Source organism: Herbidospora yilanensis (assembly GCF_001570565.1).
GTDB lineage: Bacteria > Actinomycetota > Actinomycetes > Streptosporangiales > Streptosporangiaceae > Herbidospora > Herbidospora yilanensis.
The window spans coordinates 68,483-92,330 of the sequence record NZ_BBXE01000035.1; the positions used below are offsets into that span (position 1 = coordinate 68,483).

The following is a 23,848-nucleotide window of genomic DNA, read 5'->3' on the forward strand; positions in this document are numbered from 1 at the left end:
TTGCGTACACGAAGAGCCAGAGCCGCACGCCGAGCGGCGCTGGCGCTGCTGCTGACCAGCTCGGCGCTGACCCTGACGAGCACCCCCGCCCAGGCCGACGACCCGACCCGGCCTGGCTGGACGTTGCTCTACGACGAGAACTTCGTCAACCCGATCAACACCGGCAACGCGCCGTGGGTGCGCGACGACTACTCCCAGCCGTTCGACACGATCATGGACGACCCGGGCCAGTGGTACCGCAACGACTACGGCCCGGCCTGGACCACCGCGCTGAACTCCTTCCACACCTACCGGAAGGAGTTCCCCATCGGGCAGAACGGCTGGCTGACCGCCTCGTTGTCGGCCCGCGACTGGAACAAGGACGGCGACATCGAGGCGCCGCCGAGCCTGACGACCCAGACGCTCGGCAGCGAGAAGGTCGCCGTGATGAACGTCCCCGACCACACGGGCGGCGTCATCCTGCGGCCGAGCCAGAAGCTGCCCGACTACTACCGCATCGAGTACAAGCTCAAGACGCTCGACTTCGGCGGCAAACGCAACGGCTCGATCGAGTACGACGGCCGCACCAACGGTTACGCCAACACCGGCTGCAAGACGCAGCACCCGTGGGGCGAGGGCGAGAACTCGCCCGGCTGGTCGGGCAACGCCTCGGCCCCCTACTGCGAATGGCAGGACGTCCGGCGCGGCACCTACGGCTACAACGGCTTCCACTTCCTGTCGATCGTCGACTTCGCCAACCCGGCCCCGCGCAACAACCACTTCTGGCACTACCGCCGCAAGGTGCTGATGGACGCCTTCTCCCAGCACCCTGACCGGGTGGGGAGCGGCACCGGCGGCCGGGTCTGCAACGCCGCGACCAACACCTACTACAACTACCGCGACGGCAACTTCAACACCGTCAACATGTGGATCAGCGGCATGCCGAACTGGAACCCGGGCCCCGGCGGCCTGGCCGGCAACTCGCAGTGGTTCATGACCCCCTGCTCGGGCGGCGTCGCCGAGCAGCAGCTCTCGTCGGCGGCCGAACTCCAGCCGGAGCTCATGCCCAACGAGTTCTACACCTTCGCCATCGAACGCGACCAGACCGGCTACGTCCTTGAGGTGACCGGGAACTTCGCCCGTTCGGGCCAGCGGACCATCCGCATGCACCGCCCGTTCGTCGTCGGCAACAACCCGATCTGGCACTACAACGTGAAGGCCGACGAGTACAACGGGCAGTTCAACGGAAACCTGGTCCAGAACGACAACAACGGCTCGACCACCTGGCCCAACCAGTGGCCGGCCGGTTCGGCCTACCCCGACTACTTCGTGATCGGCGACCTCTACACCAACGTGTACGAAGGCAGCGCCTCGTTGACGGACGTCCGGCTGTACGTGCCACAGACCACCGGCAACCCGAACCTGGCGCTGAACAAGACCGCCACCGCCGACTCCTCGTGCGCCGCGAACGAGGGCCCGGCCAAGGCCGTGAACGGCTCGGTGTCCGGCGGCAACGCCGACAAGTGGTGCTCCCTCGGCTCGAACAAGTGGCTCCAGGTCGACATGGGGTCCAACCAGCGGGTCGCCAAGATCGTCCTGAAGCACGCCGCGGCCGGCGGCGAGCAGGCGATCTGGAACACCCGCGACTTCGACCTCCAAGTGAGCACGAACGGGACGACGTGGACCAACGTGGCCCAGCCACGCGGGAACACGGCGAACATCACGACGCACACCTTTACGCAACGGGATGTTCGGTATATCCGGGTGAACGTGCTCGCGCCGACGAGTAACTCGGACACCGCGGCCCGCATCTACGAACTGGAGGCCTACGCCTCGTAATTCCCGAAGTGAAGAAGGGCCGGTCCGACGAAATCGGACCGGCCTTTCTTCAGCGGTACGTCAGATCCGACGCCGAATAGAAGCAGTTCGTCGAATCGGCCCCCGTGCCGACCTGGGTCGGCTCGTTGCCGCTGCTGTTGCCGTTGTACTTGCGGCAGATCACCATCGACCGGCCCGAGTCGTTGACGATCGTCACCCCCGAGAACCGGGCGGTGTCGCCGTAGTTGACGTTGACGCCCGCGACCGTGTTGCCCGGCCGGGTCAGCGTGACGTTCCTGATGACGACGTCCCGCTGGTACTGCGTGGAGCAGTTGCCGCACGAGCGGTAGAACGTCCCGAAGTTGGTCGCCTGGAAGTTCTGGATCGTGAGGGTCCCGCCCCCGTTGTGCTGGAACACCTTGTCGCCGGCGTACCGGGCGCCGCCGCCGTCGACCAGGAAGGTCGGCTCGCCGCTGCCCCGGAAGGTCGCGGCGTCCTCGCCGACGTCCTCCCACCAGACGTTGCGCAGCGTGCACGACCCAGAGCAGTGCACGCCGTCGCCGGCGGGCGCGCCGATGATGACGTTCTGCAGGGTCGCGCCGTTGGCGAGCTGGAACACCGGGTCCTGGCTCTCCTCCTGCCCGCCGTCGCCGATGCAGCAGTAGCGCCGCATGCCGCCGTCGAGGGTGCCGGAGACGGAGATGGTCCCGTTGACGCTCACCTGCCCCGTGGGGGTGGGCCACCCGGTGGGCTGAGGTGTCGGGGTCGGGGTCGGGGTCCTCGTGGGCGTGGGGCTCGGGCTCGTGGGGGTGCCGCCGCAGGCCACGCCGTTGACGGCGAAGTTCGTCGGTGCGGGATTGCTCGACCCCGACGTGCCGTTGAAGCCGAACTGGACCGACGCGCCGGATGCGACGGCGCCGTTGTAGCTCAGACTGGCCGCCGTCACCGTGCTCCCGCTCTGGGTCACGGTGGCGTTCCACGCCTGCGAGACGGTCTGGCCGGCGGTGTACGACCAGGTCACCCGCCAGGCCGACAGCGGGTCGCCGGTGTTGGTCAGCGTGACCCCGGCGGTGAACCCGCCGGGCCACTGCGACTGGACGGCGTAGGTCACCCGGCAGGCGACCGCCGCCTGCGCCGCCACCACCGTCAAAGGTGTGACGGCCGCCGCGGCCGTCAGGACGAGTAGCGCCTTCTGACGCCATGAGCGCAGCATGCTGCCTCCTGCTGCTCGGGAACGTAGGCGCCAGCATCCGCGCCCGGCTGACCACCCCTCCTGAGGCTCACGTCGTTCTCCCAGGTCGGCGCTGAACGTTTCTGAAATCCGGTGTTACGGGCGGTCGTCAGCCTCGCCCTGCCGGACGGGGCGCTTCGATGAGCATCAGGTTGGGGTCGGTGCCGGTGAGGTAGGCGGCGCTGAGCACGTAGAGGGTCCTGCCGCGCAGGGCCACCGACGTGGGGTTCTGCAGGCCGGTGGCCGGAAGCGGCTTCGCCCGGCCGGCCGCGTCGATCGTGACGACCTGGTTCGGCGCGTTCAGGGTCGCCACGACCTGGTCGTCGCGGGTGAAGGCGATGTCGTCGATGCCGGCCAGGCCGGTGGCCCTGACCTCGACGGGACGGCCCGGCCTGAACCGGAGCAGGGTGCCCTTGTCCAGGTTGGTGGCCCAGATGGCGCCGTCGCGGACCTTGATGCCGTTGGCTCCGAGGAATCCGGCCGGGGCGAGTTCGGGCGCCGACGACCAGACCTTCGCGACGCCGCCCTTCAGGGGGACCGCCGAGATGGTGCCGAGGGCCGAGTCGGTGAGGTAGAAGGTCTTGGCCGGTCCGTCGTAGGCCAGGCCGTTGGGCAGGCCGTCGGCCGGGAGCGCGGCGATGCGGCGCGGCTTCTGCCCGGGCTTGAGCCGGTAGAGGCCGGTGGTCTCGGGGTCGCCGCTGGCGTACAGGAAATGGAGAGTGCCGTCGTCGGCGCGCACGATGCCGGTGGTGAGCGCGAACCCCAGGGCCGGGACGTCCGCGCCGCCGTCGGCGGGGGCGGGGAGGGTGGCCAGGATCCTGATCGAGCCCTTCGGGCTGATCGCGGCGACCTGCCTGGCGGCGGCGAAAGTGACATACGCGGTGCCGTCGGGGGCGAGGGCGATGTTCTCCGGCTGCTGGCCCTTGGCCAGGTCGAAGTGCACCGCGATCCGGGACGGCGTCGCGGCGGACGGCGCCGCGGCCGCCAGGGCCATGCCGGTGGTGAGCGCGAGGGCGAGCAGTCTGGTGCGCATTGGTGGAGTCCTGTCCGTGTGAGGGCGTGCGGCATCGGGCGCCCGGGTCCGAGCGCCTGCGGAGAAGCGGGTGTCAGTGGGTCGTGTACGTGGAGCGCGACGCCGCCCCGGTGTGCACGCCGTGCACGAGCAGCGTCATCGCGGCGTGGGAGGGCGAGCCGGGTTCGGTGGTCGCGACGACGACCACCTGGTCGTCGGTGACACGCAGTGTCTGCTGGGTCACGTGCATGCCGCCGACCAGGGGGTGGCGCATCTCGTACACGGCGTCACCGCCGGTCTTGACGCGGTGGTCGGCCCACATCGCGGCGAACTCGGGGCTCCTGACGGTGAGTTCGCCGATCAGCTCGTTCATCGCGGGGTCGTCCGGATGGCGTCCGGAGGCCATGCGGAGGGTCGCGACCACGGCCCGGGCCTTGGCGGGCCAGTCGGCGTAGAGGTCGCGGGTGTGCGGGTCGAGGAAGACCAGACGGGCCATGTTGGGCCGTTGGGACAGATGGCCGGCGTACAGCGCTTGACCCGCGGTGTTCCAGGCCAGCGCATCACTGCGGCGGCCCAGCACCACCACGGGCACGTCGCCGAGCACGGCGACGAGCTGACGTGTGGCGGCGCTGACCCGTTCGGGCGCGGGCCGTCGCGCGGGGCCCCGCCGACGGCCGCCCTCCGCCAGTTGGTGCAGGTGGCGGCGTTCGGTGTCGTTCAGGCGCAGCGCCGAGGCCAGTGCGTCGAGCACCTCGGGTGAGGCGTTGGCCGCCTGGCCCTGCTCCAGCCGGGAGTAGTAGGACGCGCTCACCCCGGCCAGCAGGGCGAGTTCCTCCCGGCGCAGCCCGGGGACCCGGCGGCGGTCGCCGTAGGTGGCCACCCCCGCGTCCTCTGGCACAAGCTGGGAGCGCCGCGTCCGGAGGTACTCCCCGAGTTGCCGTCTGCTGTTCATGTCCTGAAGTATTCGCGGCCGGTCCGGTTCCAGCCACACCCTGTGGGGGTTGGTCAACGCTTGAACCAGGAAGCCAGGATCTTGCTCCGACACCGGCATAACGGCTTTACTGGTGTTCATGATTATGCGGACCTGGCGCGGCTGGACCCGGAGAGAAGACGCCGACGCCTATGCGGACTACCTCATGGAGACCGGCCACCCCGGCTACGTCTCCACCCCCGGCAACCGGGGCGTCACCTTCACCCGCCGCGACGACGGCGACCGGACCGAGTTCTTCCTCGTCTCCCTCTGGGAGTCGTGGGAGGCCGTCCGCGCCTTCGCCGGCGACGAGCCGGGCACGGCCGTCTTCTACCCGCAGGACGACCGGTTCCTCGTCGACCGCGAGACCACCGTCGACCACTTCGACGTGTTCGCTCACTAGGTTGGCCGCCATGACACACCGATCGCGGCTGCACGCCGTCTCCATCGACGTCCCGCCGGACGTCCACGACGAGGAACTGGACTTCTGGCAGGGGGCCGTCGGCCGCGAGATGCCGCGGCTCGGCGCCTTCCCCGACTTCCACCGGACCACGCCGCCCGGCGCGGGGGTCGCCTTCATCGTGCAGCGGCTCGGAGAGGGGGCGCCGGGCGTGCACGTCGACATCCACACCGACGACCTCGACGCCGAGGTGGCGCGGCTCGAAGGGCTCGGCGCGGTGAAGGAGGCGTTCACCGAGGGCGGGTGGTGGATCATGCGCGATCCGGCGGGGTTGCGGTTCTGCGTGCTGGAGGATCCGCCCGGCACGTTCGGCGACGACGACTCGGCCCTCTGGGAGTGACGAAAAACCGGGCCCGCGCCGTGTGGCGCGGGCCCGGTCGGGTCGTGCTCAGGTCAGGCGGGAACGATGTTCTCGGCCTGCGGGCCCTTCTGGCCCTGGGTGACGTCGAAGCTCACGCGCTGCCCCTCCTGGAGCTCACGGAAGCCCGAGGCGGCGATGTTGGAGTAGTGGGCGAAGACGTCGGCGCCGCCGCCGTCCTGCTGGATGAAGCCGAAGCCCTTTTCCGAGTTGAACCACTTCACGGTACCGGTAGCCATATCGATTCTCCTTCGGGGTTGCCCGTGAGACGCGCACTGTGCGCGCCTCGCGTCGCCGCGATGATTACCCCGACCGGAAAATGATCCGGAAATACGAAAGTGCCACCACCGATTCATTTCACGGTGAGGCACTTGAAGTCTTCGGGAACCACAACTGCAACTGAAAACGACAGTATCACGGCGCCCCCGGCCGTTATAACGGCGGTGCGGAAAAACCTGGCCCCCCGGGTCCGCCGAACCGGATCAAGGGTGATTCGTGGCGAAAACCTGACTTTGCCCGGCGTGTCGCCGGGGCACGGCCCGCTGAACAGCCACTTTCCTGGGCGAGACGGGGGGATGGTGACGATGTCACCTGGGAACAGGAAGCCGGACACGGGCCGCCGCGAGTTCTCCGAGCAGCCGGACGGCTCGTACGCGACGTCCCTGCGGGGCCTCGACCTGCTGCGGGAGCCGATGCTCAACAAGGGGACGGCGTTCACGCCGGAGGAACGCGCGGAACTGCTGCTCGACGGCCTGCTGCCGCCGGTGGTCGAGTCGCTCGACGAGCAGGTCCCCCGCGTGTACGCCCAATACCAGGCCCAGCCGGGCGACCTGCTCAAGAACGTCTACCTGGAGGGGCTGCGCGACCGGAACGAGACGCTCTACTACCGGCTGCTCGGCGACCACCTGCGCGAGATGCTCCCCGTCGTCTACGACCCGACGGTCGCGCGGGCGATCGAGACGTACAGTCACGAATACCGCAGGCCCCGAGGGGTGTTCCTGTCCGTCGACGACCCGGGCGGGATCGAGCGCGCCTTCGCCAACCTGGGGCTGGGCCCCGACGACGTCGACCTGATCGTCGCCTCGGACGCCGAGGAGATCCTCGGCATCGGCGACTGGGGCGTGGGCGGCGGCGCCGGCATCGCGGCCGGCAAGCTGGCCGTCTACACGGCCGCCGCCGGGATCGACCCCGACCGCGTCATCCCGGTCGCGCTCGACGTCGGCACCGACAACGAGGGGCTGCTCAACGACCCCGCCTACGTGGGCAACCGGCACTCGCGGGTGCGGGGGAAGCGCTACGACGACTTCATCGACGCCTACGTCACGGCGGCGACCCGGATGTTCCCGGGCGCGATGGTGCACTGGGAGGACTTCGGGCCCTCCAACGCCCGGCGGATCCTGGAGAGGTACACCGACCGGATCTCCACCTTCAACGACGACATGCAGGGCACCGGCGCGATCGTGCTGGCCGCCATGCTGAGCGCGGTGAAGGTGTCGGGGCTGCCGATGCGCGACCAGCGGATCGTCGTCTTCGGCGCGGGCACGGCCGGGATCGGCATCGCCGACCAGCTCCGCGACGCCATGGTCCGCGACGGCCTCGACCCCGGGGAGGCGGCCCGCCGCATCTGGCCGATCGACAAACAGGGCCTGCTCACCGACGACATGGGCGACCTGCGCGACTTCCAGGTGCCCTACGCCCGCCCGGCGAGCGAGGGTGGCGGCGGGCTGGAGGAGGTGGTGGCGCGGGTCGAACCCACCATGCTGCTGGGCACCTCCACGACGCACGGCGCCTTCACCGAGAAGGTCGTGCGCACGATGGCCGCGAACGTGGAGCGGCCGGTGATCTTCCCGATCTCCAACCCGACGGAGCGGATCGAGGCGATGCCGGGCGATTTGATCCGCTGGACCGACGGCCGGGCCCTGGTCGCGACCGGCGTGCCGATCGACCCGATCACCCACAACGGCATCACCCACGTCATCGGCCAGGCCAACAACGCGCTGCTCTACCCTGGCCTGGGGCTGGGCGTGATCGTGTCGCGGGCCCGGCGGGTCAGCCGGGGCATGCTCCAGGCCGCCGCCGAGGCCGTGGCCGGGCTGGTCGACCCGACCCTGCCGGGGGCGTCGCTGCTGCCGCAGGTCGACAACCTGCGCGAGATCTCCGCCACGGTCGCGGTCGCCGTCGCGGAGCAGGCCGCGCGGGAGCACCTGGCCCGCACCACCCTGCGCGACCCGGTCCAGCAGGTCCAGGACACCATGTGGCAGCCGCGGTACCGGCCGGTCCGGGCGAGGGAGCGGTGATGACGACGTACAAGGAGACCCGCACGGAGAGCGACTCGCTCGGCGAGATCCCGGTGCCGGCCGACCGCCTCTGGGGCGCGCAGACGCAGCGGTCACTGATCCACTTCGACATCGGCGACGACCGGATGCCGAAGGCCGTCTACCACGCCTACGGCTACGTCAAGAAGGCCGCCGCGATCGTCAACGCCCGCGCGGGGCGGCTGCCCCAGTGGAAGGCCGACGCCATCGAGGAGGTCGCCGACGAGGTGATCACCGGGAGACTCGACGACGAGTTCCCCCTGTACGTCTGGCAGACCGGCTCCGGCACCCAGTCGAACATGAACGTCAACGAGGTGATCTCCAACCGGGCCATCCAGCTCCTCGGGGGCAGGCTGGGCTCCAAGGACCCGATCCATCCTAACGACCACGTCAACATGGGCCAGTCGTCCAACGACACCTTCGTCACCGCGATGCACCTGGCCGCCGTGGAGGCCGTCGAGGACGGCCTGCTCCCGGCGGCCCGACGCCTGCGCGACGCCGCCGCGGAGAAGAGCCGGCAGTGGGCCGACGTGGTCAAGATCGGCCGCACCCACCTGGAGGACGCCACCCCGCTGACGGTCGGCCAGGAGTGGTCCGGCTACGCCGCCCAGCTCGACGACGCCGCCGAGCACCTGACGGCCACCGCCAAGGGCCTCTACCGGCTGGCCATCGGCGGCACCGCCGTCGGCACCGGCCTGAACGCGCCGCCCGGCTTCGCCGAGGAGGTCGCCGCCGAGATCGCCGAGCTGACCGGCCACCCGTTCACCGGCGCGGCCAACCCGTTCGCCGCCCAGGCGTCGTGCGACGCGCTGGTGCGGGTCTCCTCGGCGATCAGGGCACTGGCCGTCCCGCTGTTCAAGTTCGCCAACGACATGCGCTGGCTCGGCTCGGGCCCGCGCGGCGGCCTGCACGAGCTGATCCTGCCGTCGAACGAGCCGGGCTCCTCGATCATGCCGGGCAAGGTCAACCCGACCCAGGCCGAGGCGGTGCTGATGGTCTGCATCCAGGTGATGGCCGACGACACGGCGGTCTCGGCGGCGGGCGCCGAGGGCAACTTCGAGCTCAACGCGTTCCGCCCGCTGATCATCAACAACGTGCTCCACTCGGCCCGCATCCTGACCGACGTGATCGACCACTTCCGCAGGTTCCTCGTCGTCGACGCCCGCCTGGACGAGGACCGGCTGCGGGAGTACGTCGACCGCTCGATCATGATGGTGACGGCCCTGAGCCCGGTGATCGGCTACGACAGGGCGGCGAAGATCGCCCACCGGGCGCTCGACGAAGACCTGACCCTGAAGGAGGCGGCGCTGAAGTCGGGCGTCGACGAGGCGCTGTTCGACCGGGTGGTCGTGCCCGAACGGCTGACCCGCCCGGGGACGGCCGGCTGAAGCGTCCATGAATGCATTCAGGCCGGGCGCACCCGGAGCTGGCCTGCGTCAGCGTGTTCTTGACAACCCATGACCTCGCACGTGATGTTAACGCTAACAGCATCTAGTGATGGGATGTTTCATGGTGTCTCGCGCCCACCGGTTACTGACCGCCGCCGTGGTGACCCTGTTCACCGCGGCGGCGGGCCTCGTCGTCTCCGCGCCGTCGGCCCATGCCGCCACCAGCCAGTTCCGGGGCATGAACTGGGCCGTGCTGGGTGACAACTTCAGCACCGGCACGCTCGTCGTGCAGGGCCTGAGTCAGTCCGACAACAACGCGACGGTTCGCGCCAAGGCCAACTCGATCTACGACAGCATGGAATACCTCATGGGCGTCAACACCGTCCGGCTGCCCATCAACACGCACACCGTGGCCAACGCGAACTGGTGGAACTCCTACCGCGGCGCCATCGACGCCGCCACCGAGCGTGGATTCAAGGTCATCCTGGCCTACTGGGAGGACGGCGCCGCCTCCGGCGGCCGGATCACCAACCTCGCCGCCTGGAACACGATGTGGTCCAGCGTCATCAGCACGTACGGTTCGAACGGCAACGTCTACTTCGAGCCGATGAACGAGCCGCACGGCTACTCGTCGGCGGAGTGGCGCGACGTCGCGGCCAACTGGCTCGGCCATCACACCTCGGCGGTGCCCGGCCGGGTGCTCATCGGCGGCACCGGCTTCAGCCAGGACCTGCGGGACATCTGCAACGACAGCCGCTTCAACGCGACGTTGTTGTCCTTCCACTACTACGCCTTCTTCTACAGCGCGATGACCTACGACGAATTCCGGAGCCACATCCAGACGCGTCTGGGCAACTGCGCCTCCCGCGCGGTCGCGACCGAGTTCGGCGCGCCGATGGCCACCGGCCTCGACTACGGCGACCCGAACAGCACCGACAACTTCGTGCGCTACCTCCGCGCCATGGCCCAGGTCATGCGGGACAACCAGATGGGCGGCACCTACTGGCCCGCCCTCGGCGGCAAGGTGACCGCGGGTCTCGGCTACGACCACTACTCGATGTTCGCTCTCGGCGGCAGCGGCACCACCCTCAACCTGGCCACCCGCAACGGCCACGGCGCCAACCGGGTCCGGTACGCCTGGGGCGACGCCGTCAACGACTCGCCTCCGCCGTCGGCGTACCGGATCGACGCGCGCCACAGCGGCAAGGCGATGAACGTCCAGCAACCGAACACCGGCAACAGCACGCGCGTCAGCCAGTACGCCTACGGCGGCAACGCGTGGCAGCAGTGGCAGTTCCAGGACGCCGGCAGCGGCTACTGGCGTATCGTCAGCCGTCACAGCGGGAAGTGCCTCGACGTGGTGAGCGCCTCGACCGCCGACGGCGCCGATCTCGTCCAGTACACCTGTGGCACCGGCGCCAACCAGCAGTTCCAGATGGTCGCCAACGGCGGTTACTTCCAGCTCCGGGCCCGGCACAGCGGCAAGTGCGTCGACGTGCCCGCCTCCGCGACGGGCGACGGGGTGATCCTCAAGCAGTACACCTGCAACTCGGGCGCCAACCAGCAGTGGTCGCGCACGGCCGTCTAGAGGAGGTCGACGGCCTCACCCGGTTCGAGCGCGGCGCCGGCGGCGAACCCGTCCCGGTAGGCGGCGTCGCCGGCCAGGTCCCGGGCCGCCCGCTCGCAGGCGGCCCGGGCCGCGCGCAGGTCGGCCGAGCCCATCTGGGGCCGGCCGTAGTCGCGCCAGATCTGGTGGCCGAGGCCGAGCAGGCGGGCGGCGCGCACGCCGTCGCCCGGTGGCGGGCCACCGCAGGTCGCGGAAGCTGTCGAGCGCCTCGGCGGGCCGCCCGGCCCGGTAGAGGGCCGGCATGTGGCCCTCACACAGCCGCTCGCGCAACGGATGGGCCTCGACCAGCGGCCGGATCTCCCGGAGCGCGGCCTCGGTGGCCCAGGGCCAGTTCGACACCAGCCCGCGCAGGCTGCGCCCTCTTCGACGAGCTCAACGCCGAGACCCGGTTCCAGGCGGGTGTCCAGCCCCGCCGGCGGGGCCTGGTCTAGGGAAGCAGGCCGTGGTCGCGGGCGTAGACCGCCGCCTGCGTGCGGTCGCGCAGGCCGAGCCGCTGGAGGATGCGCGAGATGTGATTCTTCACCGTGCCCTCGCTGAGGTAGAGCCGGTCGGCGATCTCCCGGTTCGACGCCCCGGCGGCCACCAGCCGCAGCACGTCGAGCTCCCGCGCCGTCAGCGGCACCCGCGCCTGCGGGGCACGGGCGCCGCCGGTCGCCACCAGGCGGGCGGCGACCCCCGGGTCGAGCTGGGCGACCCCGGCGTGCGCGAGCCGCACGGCCGCCGCCAGTTCCCGTGCGGGGAGGTCTTTCAGCAGGTAGCCGGTGGCGCCCGCGCGCAGGGCCTGGAGGACGTACTCCTCGTCGTCGAACGTCGTCAGCATGACCACCCGGACCTCCGGCGCGCGGTCGCGGAGCGCGGCGACCGCGCGCACCCCGTCCATGCGCGGCATCCGCACGTCCATCAGCACGATGTCGGGCCGCAGGGCGACCGCCTGCTCGACCGCCTCGTGGCCGTCGGCCGCCGTGCCGACCACGGTGACGCCGGGCTGCACGCCGAGCAGCGAGGCGATGGCCTCCCTGATCAGCCCCTGGTCGTCGACGACCAGCACCCGCACCGGCTCGTCGCTCACGGCGCGTTCCTCCGGGGGATGGTGACGGTCAGCCGGGTGCCCCCGCCGGGCGGGCTGCCGATGTCGACCCGGCCGCCGGCGAGCTCGACCCGCTCGCGCATGCCGAGCAGCCCGTACCCCTCGCTCCCGGGCACGAAGCCCCGCCCGTCGTCGCTGACCACCAGCTCCGCGCCCCGCGGGTCCAGCGACGCGGCGACCGACACGCGCGTGGCGCGGGCGTGCCGCCGGGCGTTCGTGATGCCCTCCTGCGCCGCCCGGTAGAGGGCACGCAACGCCGCCGGGTCATGGCCGCCCTCCTCGCCGGAGAACTCCAGGACCACATCCGTCTGGCCGTCGACCAGGGCGGACAGGGCCTCTTCGAGGCTGAAGGACTCGCGCAGGGTGCGCACCGAGCGCCGCACGTCCTCCAGCGCCCGCCGCGCCGAGCCGCGCGCGTCGGCGACCGCCCGGTCGGCCGCCTCGGCGTCGAGGTCACGGAACGCCGCGGCCTTCTCCAGCAGCACCACGATCGCGGTCAGGTGGTGCCCGAGATCGTCGTGGATGTCCCTGGCCACCCGGTTGCGCTCGGCCGTGGCCGACAGTTCGGCGACCGCCGCCGCCGAGGCGGCCAGTTCCATCCGTGCCCGGCGCTCCTCGGCCGCCACCGCCGCCATGGTCACCGCGAGGACCAGCCCGACGCAGAACATCAGCAAATCGGAGACCTGCCCGGCGTCGGCGAGCCAGTGCGGGTCGCGGACCAGTCCGGCCGCCGCCATGACGACGACGCACCCCACGGCGAGCGCCACGGCGACCGTCCGCCCGAACGTGAAGTAGGCCGTGAACGGCACCAGCACGAACAACACCCGCGACAACCCGGCGCCGTCGGCGGACGCGACCAGCGTGCACAACCCCACCCGCAGGGCCAGCAGCAGCACCGGGCCGATCCGGTGCTCCCACCGGTCGAGGACGGCCAGCCCCGCCAGCCCCGCCACGAACGGCACCGGCCGGGTGTCGCCCACCCCGGCCAGCCAGGCGTACAGACCCGCGAGGAGGACCGCGCCGTAGAGCACCGGCGACACCCACGGCACCGGACGGGACAGGGCCATGCCCGAAAGACTACGGTCGGTCCGCATACCGCCGCACCGATAGTGACAACCAGATGAGCGTCGCGGCGACCATGACGTGCAGCAGGCTCGTCAGCACGCCGTCCGGCAACGACGCGCCGACCGCCAGCGCGGTCAGCGTGACGCCGTACCCGGCGGCGGGCACCCGGGGGAAGACGCCCGCACGCAGCATCGCCGCCGAGAACAGGACCGTGCCGGCCACGAACACCGCCGTACCGCCGAGCAGGACGAGCTTCGTCGGGCCCAGGAGCAACTCCCGCGTCACCGCGCCGTCGAGGAAGAAGACGACCAGGTTGAGCGCGAAGGCGATGCCGGCGAAGAGGGAGAGCCCGATCATGTTGACGGCGTACGCGACCTCGCCGAACCGGCCGGAGACCTCGCTCTGCCGCAGGTGGAAGGCGGTGAGCGCGGGCGGCCCGAAGGCGACCCCGAGACCGATGACGAGGCTGGTGATCGTCGTCTCACCGGTGAACGCCTCGACGGCGCCGGGGACGCCGACGGACAGGCCCATGACGATGCCGCAGACGGCGCCGAACCGGAGCAGGGGGGAGGGCATGGGAGGACTCCTTGACCGAGGGGATTCCGACGGTAGGAGCGGCGGCTTCTCCGGATAAGTGCCGCAGGTCATGGTGACGTCACGGCTTCGGCGACCACGGTCATGTGCCGTCACGCGCCGGTGGCGGCCTCCGGCCCGCCCGCCGGGTGAACGTTCGTGGTCATCGCACTACCTGCCCGGCCGCCCTGCCGATTCGAGGATCAGCGGGTCGTCGAGGACACGGTCGACCACCGTGCCGGCCGCTCCTCGCGACGCCGCCTCGAAGCCCAGCTCCGAGGCGATGATCCTGCACCGCCCCCCGGCCACGACCCGCCGTTCGAGCTCGGCCTGGGCCGGGGGGATCAGCCGTTCGGCCAGCCGGGCGAAGTAGCCGCCGACCACGATCGCGCGGGGGTTGAAGAGGTTGACCAGGATCGAGCCGCCCAGGCCCAGCCAGCGGCCCACCTCGGCCAGCGCGTCGAGGGTGCGGGGGTCGCCGGCCGCGGCGGCCGACGCGATCGAGTCGACGCGCGTGTCCGGGTCGGTCGAGGTGGCTCCGGCGGGGTCGAGTGCCGCCAGTCCGACCTTCGTCTCCCAGCATCCGGTGCGGCCGCAGCCGCATCTCTCGCCGCCGGGGTCCACGAGCAGGTGGCCCGTCTCCCCCGAGAAGCCGTCGGCGCCGCGGAGTAACCGGCCGTCCACGATGATGCCGCCGCCCACGCCGACCTCGCCGGTCAGGTAGACCATGTCGGGCGTGCCCGCCGCCACGCCGCACGCGTGTTCGGCCAGCGCCGCCAGGTTCGCGTCGTTGCCCACGCCGACCGGCAGGCCCAGTTCGGCGTGGAGCAGGTCGGCCAGGGGCACCTGCCGCCAGCCGAGGTTCGGGGCGAAGGTGACCACGCCGCCGGAGACCAGGCCGGGCACGGCCACCACGACGCCGGCCAGCGAGCCCATCTCGCCCGCCGCCCGGCGGGTGACGCGGACCAGTTCGGCCAGGCACGCGGAGAGGCCCGCGCCGGCCGCGTCGAAGCCCTCACGGCTGGAGAACAGGACGCGGCCGCCCAGGTCGGAGCCGTGGGCGGCCACGTAGTCCACGTTGATCTCCAGGCCCAGGGCCCCCACGTGGGAGCCGTCGAGGGCCACGTCACGCCGTGGCCGCCCGATGGCCCCCGCCGAGGAGGTGCCCGCCTCCCGCGCCAAACCGAGCGACATCAGCTCGGCCATCAGGGAGGAGACGGTGGCCCGGTGCAGACCGGTCGCCTCCACCACGTCCGCGCGGGAGCAGGTCCCGTGGTCGCGCAGGTGCCGGAGCACGCGGGACAGGTTGTCCCTGCGCAGGGTGGCGCGGCCGGTCGTCACGCTAGTCCTGGGCCCTCCCGCCGGCCAGCCGGCTGATCATCAGGGCGACCAGGATGATGCCGCCGTACACGAGCTGCTTCCACTCGCCGGGCACGCCCTGGAGCGTCAGGATGTTCTCGACCAGGCCGATGACCAGGACACCGGTGAGGGCGCCGAGGATGGTGCCCTTGCCGCCGTCCATGCTGACGCCGCCGATGACGGCCGCGGCGAAGACCATGAAGATCCAGCCGACGCCCTGGTTGGCGCTGATGCCGCCGAGGCGGCCGGTCTCCAGGATCCCGGCGAGCGCCGCGAGGGTGCCGCCGATGACGAAGACCGCCAGCACGACCCGCTCCACGCGGATGCCCGCCGCCCTGGCCGCGTCGGCGTTGCCGCCGATGGCGTAGAGGGAACGGCCGGAGCGGAAGTAGCCGAGGGCGGCCATGCCGACGGCGAACAGCACGCCGGTGATCCAGATGGCGGCGGGCAGGCCGAGCCAGACCGCGCTGCCGAGGTAGGTGAACGACTCGGGCAGGGCGAAGAGGCTCTTGCCGCCGGTCAGGCCGAGGTGCAGGCCGTGCACGACGATCAGCATCGCGAGCGTGACGACGAAGGCCGAGAGCTGGTAGCGCAGGATGAGGAAGCCGTTGAAGGCCCCGATCAGCGCGCCGATGAGCAGGCACAACACCACGGCCATCGCCGGCGGCAGGCCCAGGCCGAAGCCGCCGTCGCCGGTGGAGATGACGAGCATGACCGCCACGGCGGGGGCCATGCCGACGATCGACTCCAGCGACAGGTCGAACTTGCCGGCGATCAGGATGAGCGCCTCGGCCAGCACGACCAGGGCCAGCGCCGACTGCTGCTGCAGCACGTTCGTCAGGTTGCCCGGGGTGAGGAACACCGGGTCGATGAACGACCCGACGATCAGCAGCACCACGATGACCGGCACCAGCGTCAGGTCGCGGAACCGGCTCAGCCGGAAGCCCGGCCGGGCGGCGAGCGCCGGGGCCGGGCCGGAGCCGTTCGCCGACGCCGCCGGGGTCTTCGGCAGTGTCGGGGCGCGGCGCCCCTGCCGATCACTCATGACTGACACCCTCCATAGCGGCCACGAGGTCGTTGTCCGACCATCCGCGTGGCACGTCCTTGATCACCCGGCCGTGGAACATCACCAGGACCCGGTCACAGATTCGCAGGTCGTCGAGTTCGTCGCTGACCAGCACGGCTGCCGCCCCCCGCTGCGCGGCGTCCTCGACCGAGCCGAGCAGCGACTGCTTGGCCTTGACGTCGACGCCGGCGGTGGGGTTGATGACGACCAGCGCGGCCGGGTCGTCGACCAGGGCACGGGCCATCACGACCTTCTGGGCGTTGCCGCCCGACAGGTCGCCGACCGGCTGGTCGGGGCCCTCGGTCTTGATGTCGAGCTCCTGGATCATCGTGCGGGCGCGGGCCCGGCGCCTCTCGGGCGAGATCATCCCGAAGCGGCCGAGCTTGCCGGCGATCGGCATGGTCGCGTTCTCGCCGACCGACAGCAGGGGCACGAAGCCCTCGTGGTGGCGGTCCTGCGGAACGAAACCCACCCCGGCGGCCAGCGCCGACGGCACGTCGCCCGGCTTCGGCCGCTTGCCGTTGATCGTGATGACGCCGCTGTCGGCGCGGCGCAGCCCGACGATGCTCTCGGCCAGGCCGACCTTGCCGCTGCTGCCCGATCCGGCCAGGCCCACGATCTCGCCGGCCTTCACGGTCAGGTCGACGTCGTGGTAGCGGCCCGCGGAGTTGAGGCCGCGCACCTCGATGACGACCCCGGCCTTCTCGTCGACCGTCCGGGCCTTGGCCTCGTAGGTGACGGCGTGCTCGCCGGTCATCGCGGCCACCAGCGCGTCGTGCGGGAGGTCCGCCACGGTGCTGGTGACGATGTGGCGGGCGTCGCGGAAGACGGTGACGCTCTGGCAGACCTCGTACACCTCTTCGAGGTGGTGCGAGATGAACATCATCGTGACGCCCTGCTCCCGCAGGTCGCGCATGCGGTCGAAGAGGCGTCCGATGGCCGGGCCGTCGAGCTGGGCGGTCGGCTCGTCGAGGATGATGAACCGCGCGCCGAAGGAGAGCGCGCGGGCGATCTCGACGAGTTGCCGCTGCTCGACGCCCAGGTCGCCGGCGAGCCCCGACGGGTCGACGTCGACGTGGTACTGGTCGAGGAGGGCGGTGGCGCGGGCGCGCATGGCGCGCCAGTTGATGACCCTGCCCTCGGTCTGGCGGTTGATGAAGAGGTTCTCGGCCACGGTCAGCGCGGGGATGATCGTGGACTTCTGGTAGACGCAGGCCACGCGGGCCTTCCACGCGTCGCGGTCGGCGAGCGGCGGAGCCGGCTCGCCCGCGAACCGGACCTCACCGGCGTCGGGGCGCTGCAGGCCGGTCAGGATCGACACGAGGGTCGACTTGCCGGCGCCGTTGCGCCCGATGAGGGCGTGCGTCTCGCCCTGCTTGATGGTGAGGCCGGCGTCGTTGAGTGCGACGGTGGGGCCGAAGCGCTTGGTGATCCCGCGCGCCTCGACCGCCGCCGCGTTCGATGAGGTGCTCATCTACTTGACCTGGTTGCCCCAGAGGTTGGGGTCGTCGACGTTCTCCGCGGTCACCAGCGGCGCGGGGAGCTGGTCCTCCAGGCCGTTGGGGAGCTGGATGATGTTGCTGTCGTGGTCGGTCGGGCCGGGCTGGAAGGTCTTGCCCTCCAGAGCGGCCTTCGCGTAGTAGACGGCGTACTTGGCGTAGAGGTCGGCCGGCTGCGAGACGGTCGCGTCGATCTCGCCGGCGCGGATGGCCTCGAACTCGGCCGGGATGCCGTCGTTGGACACGACGAAGATGTGCTTGGGGTCGTCCGGCTTGACCAGGAGGCCCTTGGCCTTCAGGACCTGGAGGGTCGGGGCCAGGTGCACCCCGCCGGCGTGCATGTAGATGCCCTTGATGTCGGGGTTCTGCTCCAGGCGGGTCTGCAGCATGGACGCGGCCTTGCTGCCCTCCCACTCCGTCGGCTCCTCGAAGACGGTGATCCCGGGGAACTTCTCCTTCATGCAGTCGCGGAAGGCCTCGGCGCGGTCACGGCCGTTGATGGAGGCCAAAGCGCCCATGAGCTGCACGACCTTGCCCTTGCCGCCGAGCTTCTCGCCGAGGAACTCGCACGCCTTGGTGCCGTAGGCGCGGTTGTCGGCGCGCACGACCATGTAGACGTCGCCCTTGTCGGGGCGGGTGTCCACGGTGACGACCGGGATCTGCTTGCTCGCGAGCGAGTCGAGCGTCGAGGCGATGGCGCCGGTGTCCTGCGGGGCCATGATGATCGCCTTGGCGCCCTGGCTGACCAGCGCCTGGGTGTTGGCGACCAGCTTGGCGACGTCGTTCTGGGAGTTGGTCGGCGGCATCAGCTCGACGCCGTCCTGGGTGGCGATCTCGGGCACGTACTTGTTGTACGAGTTCCAGAAGTCGGAGTCGGCGCGCGGGAAGTCCACGCCGACCTTGCCGCCGCCGGCGGCGGCCGCGGGAGCCGACTCGCCGGGGTTGGCGCTCGCTGCGGAGTCGGGGGTGTCGGACGACCCGCAGGCCGCCAGGCCCAGGGCGAGCACGGCGGCGCTGGCGGCGACGGACAGAAGTTTCATGCCGATCGGCCTTTCAGGACGGGGGGTGAGTGACGGCGGAGGTTCTGCGCGCCTCCGCCGCGGGGGAGCTCTGGGCCACTGCGCTGGTCCAGTACTGACCCCATGGATAGGTGAACGCGGCGAGCGACGCGGGTCGCATCGCCGAGCTGAATCCGGCTGCTTCGGGCGCCACGTAGCTGCCGTCCCGGATGACCACCGGGTCGACGAAGTGCTCGTGCAGGTGGTCGATGTACTCGATCACCCGGCCCTCCTTCGACCCGCTGACGGAGACGAAGTCGAACATGGCCAGGTGCTGGACCAGCTCGCACAGCCCGACCCCGCCCGCGTGCGGGCAGACGGGGACGCCGAACTTGGCGGCCAGCAGCAGGATGGCGATGTTCTCGTTGACGCCCCCGACGCGCGCCGCGTCGAGCTGCAGGTAGGAGATGGCCTCCGACTGGAGGAGCTGCTTGAACACGATCCGGTTCTGCACGTGCTCCCCGGTGGCGACCGGGACGGGCGCGACCGCGCGTGCGATCGCGGCGTGGCCGATGACGTCGTCCGGGCTGGTGGGTTCCTCCACCCACCAGGGGCCGAACTCGGCCAGTGCCTTCACCCAGCGGATCGCGTCGGAGACATCCCATCTCTGGTTGGCGTCGATCGCGATCGGGAAACCGTCGCCACAGACCTCGCGGGCGATCCGCATGCGGCGGACGTCGTCGTCGAGGTCGGCGCCGACCTTCAGCTTGATCTGCGGGAATCCCTCGTCGAGGGCCTCCTTGCAGAGGCGCCGAAGCTTGTCGTCGTCGTAGCCGAGCCAGCCCGGCGACGTCGTGTACGCGGGATAGCCGTGCTCCCGCAGGGCCGCGATGCGGCCGGCCCGGCCCGGCTGCGCGGCGCGGAGGATCTCCAGGGCCTCGCCTGAGGTAAGGGCGTCGGTGATGTAGCGGAAGTCGACCAGGGAGACGATCTCCTCCGGGCTCATCTCGGCGAGCAGCAGCCAGAGCGGCTTGCCCTCGCGGCGGGCCTTCAGATCCCACAGGGCGTTCATGACGGCGGAGATCGCCATGTGCATGACGCCCTTCTCCGGTCCGAGCCAGCGCAACTGCGAGTCGCCGATGAGGTCCTGGTAGACGGCTCCCAGGTCGGAGCAGTCACGGTCGACGATGTGACCTTCGAGCGCCTTGATGGCGGCGGTCTGCACGTCGTTGCCGCGTCCGATGGTGAACGCGAATCCGTGTCCCTTCTCGTCCTCGGTCCGCAGCACCACGTACGCCGCCGAGTAGTCGGGGTCGGGGTTCATCGCGTCGGAACCGTCGAGTTCCGTCGAGGTCGGGAACCGGATGTCGTGCGTCTCCAGGGAGATGACCCTCATGCGAGCTCCAGACACATCCGATTAATGTTAGAGACCGGCGCTACCGCCGGGCGGTCGTATACGAAAGCCTTTCGAGATAAAGATCCGATTAATTTGCGGACACGGCTCCTTGTGGCACCGTGGACCGATCCCAGGTGGGATCAGAATTCCGCAGGTCGCCGCCGGGCGGAAGACCCCGCGGCCGTCTTCTCGGTTACTCTCCAGACATCCGATGTTTGGTTCTCAAGAAGAATGCCCCGCGTGTTACAGGCATGTCAATAGCCGCAACCGGAAAGAGATCCGATGATTCCGCAGGGCCGCGACCGACCTCGTGGTCCGTCGCGGCCCTCGGGCTGACCTGCCTAGACGCCGTGGACGTCGAACTCCCAGAGCGAATAGCCCCATGCGGTGGCCCGCTGGGTGCCGTAGATCCGGACGTATCGCCCGGTTCCGGTCACCGCGAGGTCGTCGACGCCGCCGTCGCCGGCCGTCTGGGTGTGCACGACCGTCCAGGAGCTGTTGTCATTGGAGGTCTCCACCCGGTACTGCCGGCCGTAGGCCGCCTCCCACTGGAGCCGGACCCGGGAGATGGACCGGGTCTGGCCGAGGTCGACGGTGATCCACTGCGGGTCGGCGTAGAGGCTGGACCAGCGGGTGGCGCCGTTGCCGTCGACCGCGTTGGCCGCGACGTTGGCCCCGGCCTCCGTGCTCGACACCGTCACCGGTCTGCTCCGGGACAACACCTGGGCGATCCCGCCGGCCGGAGTGCCGTACACGTTGAGGTCCCAGAGCGAGTAGCCGTACTGCGTCAGCGCGCGCTGGGTTCCATATATACGGACATACCGCCCCGTGCCACTGACGGAGAGATCGTCCACTCCCCCGTCCGAGGCGGTCTGGTTCGACAGGACCGTCCAGGTGCTGTTGTTCGGGGAGACCTCCACCCGGTACTGACGGCCGTAGGCCGCCTCCCAGTTCAGCCTGACCCGGTTGACGTCGTAGGACGCCCCCAGGTCCACCGTGATCCACTGCGGGTCGGCGTACAGGCTGGACCAGCGGGTGGCGCCGTTGCCGTCGACCGCGTTGGCCGCGACGTTCACCCCGGCCTCCGTGCTCGACACCGTGACCGGCCTGCCCTGCGCGAGGTCGCCGCCACCGGAGATCGGCGTCGAGACGCCGGGTCCGGTGAAGGTGTAGCTGTCGACGTCGAACAGTGCCGGGCCGGCCGCGCCAGAGAAGGTCAGGTACAGGTCGCGCGTGCCGGTCGGGGCGCTCACGGGAGCGGTCAGCTCCACGTAGTCGTCCCAGCCGCCGGTGTTGGTCACGTTGACGCCGGCGACCACGGGGCCGGTCGGGGAGTCGTACCGGAAGGAGAGCACTCCCCCGGCGTTGGCGCTGGAGACCCGGGCCCTGACCCCGGTGATTCCCTGGAGGTTCACCGCGTGGTGGCGCACCCATTCGCCGTTCTGGATGTCGCCGAGCCGCTTGCCGCCCTCGGCCTGGGCCTGGTCGACGACACGCGGCCCGTTGAGGGTCACGTAGTGCTCGGCCTGCCACTGCTTGGGCCACAGGGTGATCTCCCGCTCGCCCGTCAGCGGCACCGTGCCGGTCGCGCCGCGGTCGGTGTAGGAGGCCCTGATCACCCAGAACAGCACCGAGTCGGGACCGGCGTGCACCGGGCCGACGTCGAAGGAGGCGCCGCAGCCGGTGCCCTCGCCCTCCTCGTGGGCGTGTTCCTGGTGCCCCAGCGCGGCCCGGACGACCACGTTGGCGCACGGGACCGTGCCGTCCTGGGCGTCGGTGGCCGAGGCGGAGGCGGTCAGGCGCTCGTCCCAGGAGAACAGGCCGCCGTTGGGGAGCCCGCCGACGTTGACGACCGGCCGGTTGTTGCCCACCACGACCGGGATCAGGGTGGTGCCGGTCATGGTCCCGTCGCTGACGGTCAGCCGGGCCCTCTTGTCGCCGCTGGTCGTGTACGTGTGCGACGGGTTGGCCGCCGTCGAGTCGGTGGTGCCGTTGTCGTCGAAGTCCCACGCGTAGGTGAGCGGGTTGCCGTCGGGGTCGTTGCTGCCCGCGCTGGAGAACTGCACGGTCAGCGGAGTGAGCCCGTTGTCGACACTGGCCGTGGCCACCGCGACCGGCGACCGGCCGCCCTGCACGTAGTTGATCTTGACGAGAGCGGCGTCGGCGGCTCCGGAGAAGTACCCGCTGCCGTATTCGAGCAGGTAGAGCGACCCGTCGGGGCCGAACTCCATGTCGATCGGGTGGACGAACGGCATCCCGGCGAGCACAGGTTCGATGATCGTCGGGGTGCCGGTGGCGGGGTTGCCGTCGCCGAACTGGACCTCCTTGATCCAGTTGCGGCAGTACTCGGTGATGATCAGCTTGTTGTCGTAGTACGGCGGCCACTTCACCGCGCTGTTGAGATCGGGGTCGTAGTGGTAGACCTCGGCGTGGTTCGGCGAGCCGCAACCGCCGGGCTGGTCGAGGGCCGGCCACTCCTTGCTGCCGCCGTGCTGCTCCCACACCAGCGCGCCCCGCGTGGGCGGGAGCTGCTGGAGGCCGGTGTTGCGCGGCGAGTCGTTGACCGGGCCGGTGGTCCCGCCGCACGGGAACCAGCCCCGGGGCGCGTTGGCCGCGAAGTCCCAGTCGTTGTAGGCGACGTTGGGGCCGCCGCAGTAGGGCCAGCCGTAGTTGCCCGCGCTGGTGGCGCGGTTCCACTCGTCGTAGGCGGCCGGTCCGCGGTTGGCGATGGTCGCGCCGGCGTCCGGCCCGACCTCGCCCCAATAAAGGGTGTCGCCGCCCTGCTTGTCGACCCAGATCCGGTACGGGTTGCGCGTCCCCATGACGTAGATCTCCGGCCGCGTCCGCGCCGTGCCGGGCGGGAACAGGTTGCCCGCGGGGATGGTGTAGGTCCCGTCGGCCTCCGGGTGGATGCGGTTGATCTTGCCCCGGAGGTCGTTGGTGTTGCCCGACGTGCGCTGCGCGTCGTACTGGGGGTCGCGGCTGGTGCGCTCGTCGATCGGCGCCATTCCGGCCGAGTCGCCGCCGGAGTTGGTGTTGTCGCCGACCGCGAAGTAGAGGTTGCCGTTGCCGTCCCAGCTCATCGATCCGGCCGAGTGGCAGCAGAGGTTCCGCTCGGTCGGCCACTCGATGATCATGTCTTCACCGGTCAGCGTGTTGGTACCGGTGGTGAAGGTGAACCGGGAGATCCGGTTCACCAGCGGGGTCACCTTCGGCGAGTAGAAGAGGTAGACCCAGCGGTTGGCCGCGAAGCCCGGGTCGAGGGTGATGCCGATCAGTCCGTCCTCGAACCGGGCGTCGAGCGGGAGGGTGAGGGCGACCGTCGTCGCCCGGGTGGCCGGGTCGTACAGGCGGACCTGGCCGCCGCCGGCGCTGGTGCCGCGGTTGATGTACAGCACCTTGCCGTCGGGCAGCACGGACAGCTCGATGGGCTCGCCCATCGACAGGCCGCCGTCGAGCCGGACCTTCTCGAAACCATTTGTGGGTGGCGGCGCCGCGTGAGCGGGTGCGGCGGGCACCAGTGCGACGACGATCAGGGCCAGCACACCCAGAATCGCGCGCAGGCGCGGGATACCTGACATGGGGTCTCCAGTGCAGGAGGGGACGGGGACGAGACGACGGCCCGTGATCACCGAGAGCCGCCGATG

At 70.6% G+C, this 23,848-nt stretch carries 20 protein-coding genes and 1 pseudogene; 6 read left to right on the forward strand and 15 right to left on the reverse strand.

What is annotated here, in order from left to right; all coding sequences use genetic code 11:
- Positions 1-1,818 carry a discoidin domain-containing protein gene (locus AW273_RS27720; protein ID WP_198168396.1) on the forward strand — a complete coding sequence of 606 codons (1,818 nt, stop codon included), beginning with the start codon at positions 1-3 and terminating at the stop codon, positions 1,816-1,818.
- Positions 1,819-1,867: 49 nt separating this feature from the next.
- Here AW273_RS27720 and AW273_RS27725 read toward each other — a convergent pair whose 3' ends face one another.
- The 3 genes from AW273_RS27725 to AW273_RS27735 all read right to left on the reverse strand — a co-directional run bounded on the left by AW273_RS27725 (position 1,868) and on the right by AW273_RS27735 (position 4,992).
- Complete coding sequence (locus AW273_RS27725; protein WP_062354209.1) at positions 1,868-3,010, reverse strand: pectate lyase; 1,143 nt, start codon at positions 3,008-3,010, stop codon at positions 1,868-1,870.
- Between the two features lie 127 nt (positions 3,011-3,137).
- Positions 3,138-4,061 carry an SMP-30/gluconolactonase/LRE family protein gene (locus tag AW273_RS27730; protein WP_062354212.1) on the reverse strand — a complete coding sequence of 308 codons (924 nt, stop codon included), beginning with the start codon at positions 4,059-4,061 and terminating at the stop codon, positions 3,138-3,140.
- A gap of 73 nt (positions 4,062-4,134) precedes the next feature.
- On the reverse strand, positions 4,135-4,992 hold the full coding sequence (locus AW273_RS27735) for a helix-turn-helix transcriptional regulator (protein WP_062354215.1): 858 nt from the start codon (positions 4,990-4,992) through the stop codon (positions 4,135-4,137).
- 118 nt (positions 4,993-5,110) lie between these two features.
- On the opposite strand from AW273_RS27735, the gene AW273_RS27740 reads away from it, so the two are divergent.
- Positions 5,111-5,413, forward strand: a complete 303-nt coding sequence (locus AW273_RS27740) for a hypothetical protein (protein ID WP_062354408.1) — start codon at positions 5,111-5,113, stop codon at positions 5,411-5,413.
- A 10-nt stretch (positions 5,414-5,423) separates the two neighbouring features.
- The gene (locus AW273_RS27745) at positions 5,424-5,810 is read left to right on the forward strand and encodes a VOC family protein (protein WP_062354412.1); all 387 of its coding nucleotides are present in this window, start codon (positions 5,424-5,426) and stop codon (positions 5,808-5,810) included.
- Between the two features lie 53 nt (positions 5,811-5,863).
- Here AW273_RS27745 and AW273_RS27750 read toward each other — a convergent pair whose 3' ends face one another.
- Positions 5,864-6,067, reverse strand: a complete 204-nt coding sequence (locus tag AW273_RS27750) for a cold-shock protein (RefSeq protein WP_030455501.1) — start codon at positions 6,065-6,067, stop codon at positions 5,864-5,866.
- A 345-nt stretch (positions 6,068-6,412) separates the two neighbouring features.
- Between AW273_RS27750 and AW273_RS27755 the strand changes: the two genes are divergently transcribed.
- The 3 genes from AW273_RS27755 (at position 6,413) to AW273_RS27765 (ending at position 11,119) form a co-directional block, all read left to right on the forward strand.
- Positions 6,413-8,125: an NAD-dependent malic enzyme gene (locus AW273_RS27755; RefSeq protein ID WP_062354415.1), complete on the forward strand. Its 1,713-nt coding sequence runs from the start codon at positions 6,413-6,415 to the stop codon at positions 8,123-8,125.
- On the forward strand, positions 8,125-9,531 hold the full coding sequence (locus AW273_RS27760; RefSeq protein ID WP_062354418.1) for a class II fumarate hydratase: 1,407 nt from the start codon (positions 8,125-8,127) through the stop codon (positions 9,529-9,531). The genes AW273_RS27755 and AW273_RS27760 overlap by 1 nt, the downstream gene beginning before the upstream one ends.
- A gap of 121 nt (positions 9,532-9,652) precedes the next feature.
- Positions 9,653-11,119 carry an RICIN domain-containing protein gene (locus tag AW273_RS27765; RefSeq protein WP_062354217.1) on the forward strand — a complete coding sequence of 489 codons (1,467 nt, stop codon included), beginning with the start codon at positions 9,653-9,655 and terminating at the stop codon, positions 11,117-11,119.
- On the opposite strand, the gene AW273_RS38865 is transcribed toward AW273_RS27765, so the two are convergent.
- From AW273_RS38865 to AW273_RS27815, 11 genes and pseudogenes are all read right to left on the reverse strand, one after another.
- Entirely contained in the window at positions 11,116-11,316 is a 201-nt protein-coding gene (locus AW273_RS38865; RefSeq protein WP_062354219.1) for a hypothetical protein, read from the reverse strand. The two genes, AW273_RS27765 and AW273_RS38865, sit on opposite strands and share 4 nt — an antisense overlap.
- 34 nt (positions 11,317-11,350) lie before the next feature.
- A pseudogene (locus AW273_RS38870) lies at positions 11,351-11,497 on the reverse strand (BTAD domain-containing putative transcriptional regulator); the annotation flags it as partial.
- An 88-nt stretch (positions 11,498-11,585) separates the two neighbouring features.
- Positions 11,586-12,227, reverse strand: a complete 642-nt coding sequence (locus tag AW273_RS27775; RefSeq protein WP_062354222.1) for a response regulator — start codon at positions 12,225-12,227, stop codon at positions 11,586-11,588.
- Entirely contained in the window at positions 12,224-13,312 is a 1,089-nt protein-coding gene (locus tag AW273_RS27780) for a sensor histidine kinase (protein ID WP_062354225.1), read from the reverse strand. The genes AW273_RS27775 and AW273_RS27780 overlap by 4 nt, the downstream gene beginning before the upstream one ends.
- Before the next feature lie 10 nt (positions 13,313-13,322).
- A complete protein-coding gene (locus AW273_RS27785) occupies positions 13,323-13,886 on the reverse strand; it encodes a hypothetical protein (RefSeq protein WP_062354228.1) in 564 nt (187 codons plus the stop codon).
- Between the two features lie 168 nt (positions 13,887-14,054).
- On the reverse strand, positions 14,055-15,224 hold the full coding sequence (locus tag AW273_RS27790; protein ID WP_063910127.1) for an ROK family transcriptional regulator: 1,170 nt from the start codon (positions 15,222-15,224) through the stop codon (positions 14,055-14,057).
- A 1-nt stretch (position 15,225) separates the two neighbouring features.
- A complete protein-coding gene (locus AW273_RS27795) occupies positions 15,226-16,287 on the reverse strand; it encodes an ABC transporter permease (protein WP_083950097.1) in 1,062 nt (353 codons plus the stop codon).
- On the reverse strand, positions 16,280-17,782 hold the full coding sequence (locus AW273_RS27800; RefSeq protein WP_062354231.1) for a sugar ABC transporter ATP-binding protein: 1,503 nt from the start codon (positions 17,780-17,782) through the stop codon (positions 16,280-16,282). The genes AW273_RS27795 and AW273_RS27800 overlap by 8 nt, the downstream gene beginning before the upstream one ends.
- Entirely contained in the window at positions 17,783-18,847 is a 1,065-nt protein-coding gene (locus AW273_RS27805) for a sugar ABC transporter substrate-binding protein (protein WP_062354233.1), read from the reverse strand.
- A 13-nt stretch (positions 18,848-18,860) separates the two neighbouring features.
- Positions 18,861-20,201, reverse strand: coding sequence for an L-fuconate dehydratase (locus AW273_RS27810; RefSeq protein ID WP_062354236.1), 1,341 nt, complete (start codon positions 20,199-20,201; stop codon positions 18,861-18,863).
- A 341-nt stretch (positions 20,202-20,542) separates the two neighbouring features.
- Positions 20,543-23,782, reverse strand: coding sequence for a discoidin domain-containing protein (locus AW273_RS27815; protein WP_083950099.1), 3,240 nt, complete (start codon positions 23,780-23,782; stop codon positions 20,543-20,545).
- Positions 23,783-23,848 lie beyond the last annotated feature (66 nt).

Coding starts and splice junctions, on each gene's coding strand:
- AW273_RS27750 (WP_030455501.1), bottom strand. CDS start 6,067: ATGGCTACCGGTACCGTGAAGTGGTTCAACTCGGAAAAGGGCTTCGGC.
- AW273_RS27805 (WP_062354233.1), bottom strand. CDS start 18,847: ATGAAACTTCTGTCCGTCGCCGCCAGCGCCGCCGTGCTCGCCCTGGGC.
- AW273_RS27795 (WP_083950097.1), bottom strand. CDS start 16,287: ATGAGTGATCGGCAGGGGCGCCGCGCCCCGACACTGCCGAAGACCCCG.
- AW273_RS27735 (WP_062354215.1), bottom strand. CDS start 4,992: ATGAACAGCAGACGGCAACTCGGGGAGTACCTCCGGACGCGGCGCTCC.
- AW273_RS27765 (WP_062354217.1), top strand. CDS start 9,653: ATGGTGTCTCGCGCCCACCGGTTACTGACCGCCGCCGTGGTGACCCTG.
- AW273_RS27725 (WP_062354209.1), bottom strand. CDS start 3,010: ATGCTGCGCTCATGGCGTCAGAAGGCGCTACTCGTCCTGACGGCCGCG.
- AW273_RS27740 (WP_062354408.1), top strand. CDS start 5,111: ATGATTATGCGGACCTGGCGCGGCTGGACCCGGAGAGAAGACGCCGAC.
- AW273_RS27760 (WP_062354418.1), top strand. CDS start 8,125: ATGACGACGTACAAGGAGACCCGCACGGAGAGCGACTCGCTCGGCGAG.
- AW273_RS27745 (WP_062354412.1), top strand. CDS start 5,424: ATGACACACCGATCGCGGCTGCACGCCGTCTCCATCGACGTCCCGCCG.
- AW273_RS27810 (WP_062354236.1), bottom strand. CDS start 20,201: ATGAGGGTCATCTCCCTGGAGACGCACGACATCCGGTTCCCGACCTCG.
- AW273_RS27800 (WP_062354231.1), bottom strand. CDS start 17,782: ATGAGCACCTCATCGAACGCGGCGGCGGTCGAGGCGCGCGGGATCACC.
- AW273_RS27815 (WP_083950099.1), bottom strand. CDS start 23,782: ATGTCAGGTATCCCGCGCCTGCGCGCGATTCTGGGTGTGCTGGCCCTG.
- AW273_RS27780 (WP_062354225.1), bottom strand. CDS start 13,312: ATGGCCCTGTCCCGTCCGGTGCCGTGGGTGTCGCCGGTGCTCTACGGC.
- AW273_RS27785 (WP_062354228.1), bottom strand. CDS start 13,886: ATGCCCTCCCCCCTGCTCCGGTTCGGCGCCGTCTGCGGCATCGTCATG.
- AW273_RS27730 (WP_062354212.1), bottom strand. CDS start 4,061: ATGCGCACCAGACTGCTCGCCCTCGCGCTCACCACCGGCATGGCCCTG.
- AW273_RS27755 (WP_062354415.1), top strand. CDS start 6,413: ATGTCACCTGGGAACAGGAAGCCGGACACGGGCCGCCGCGAGTTCTCC.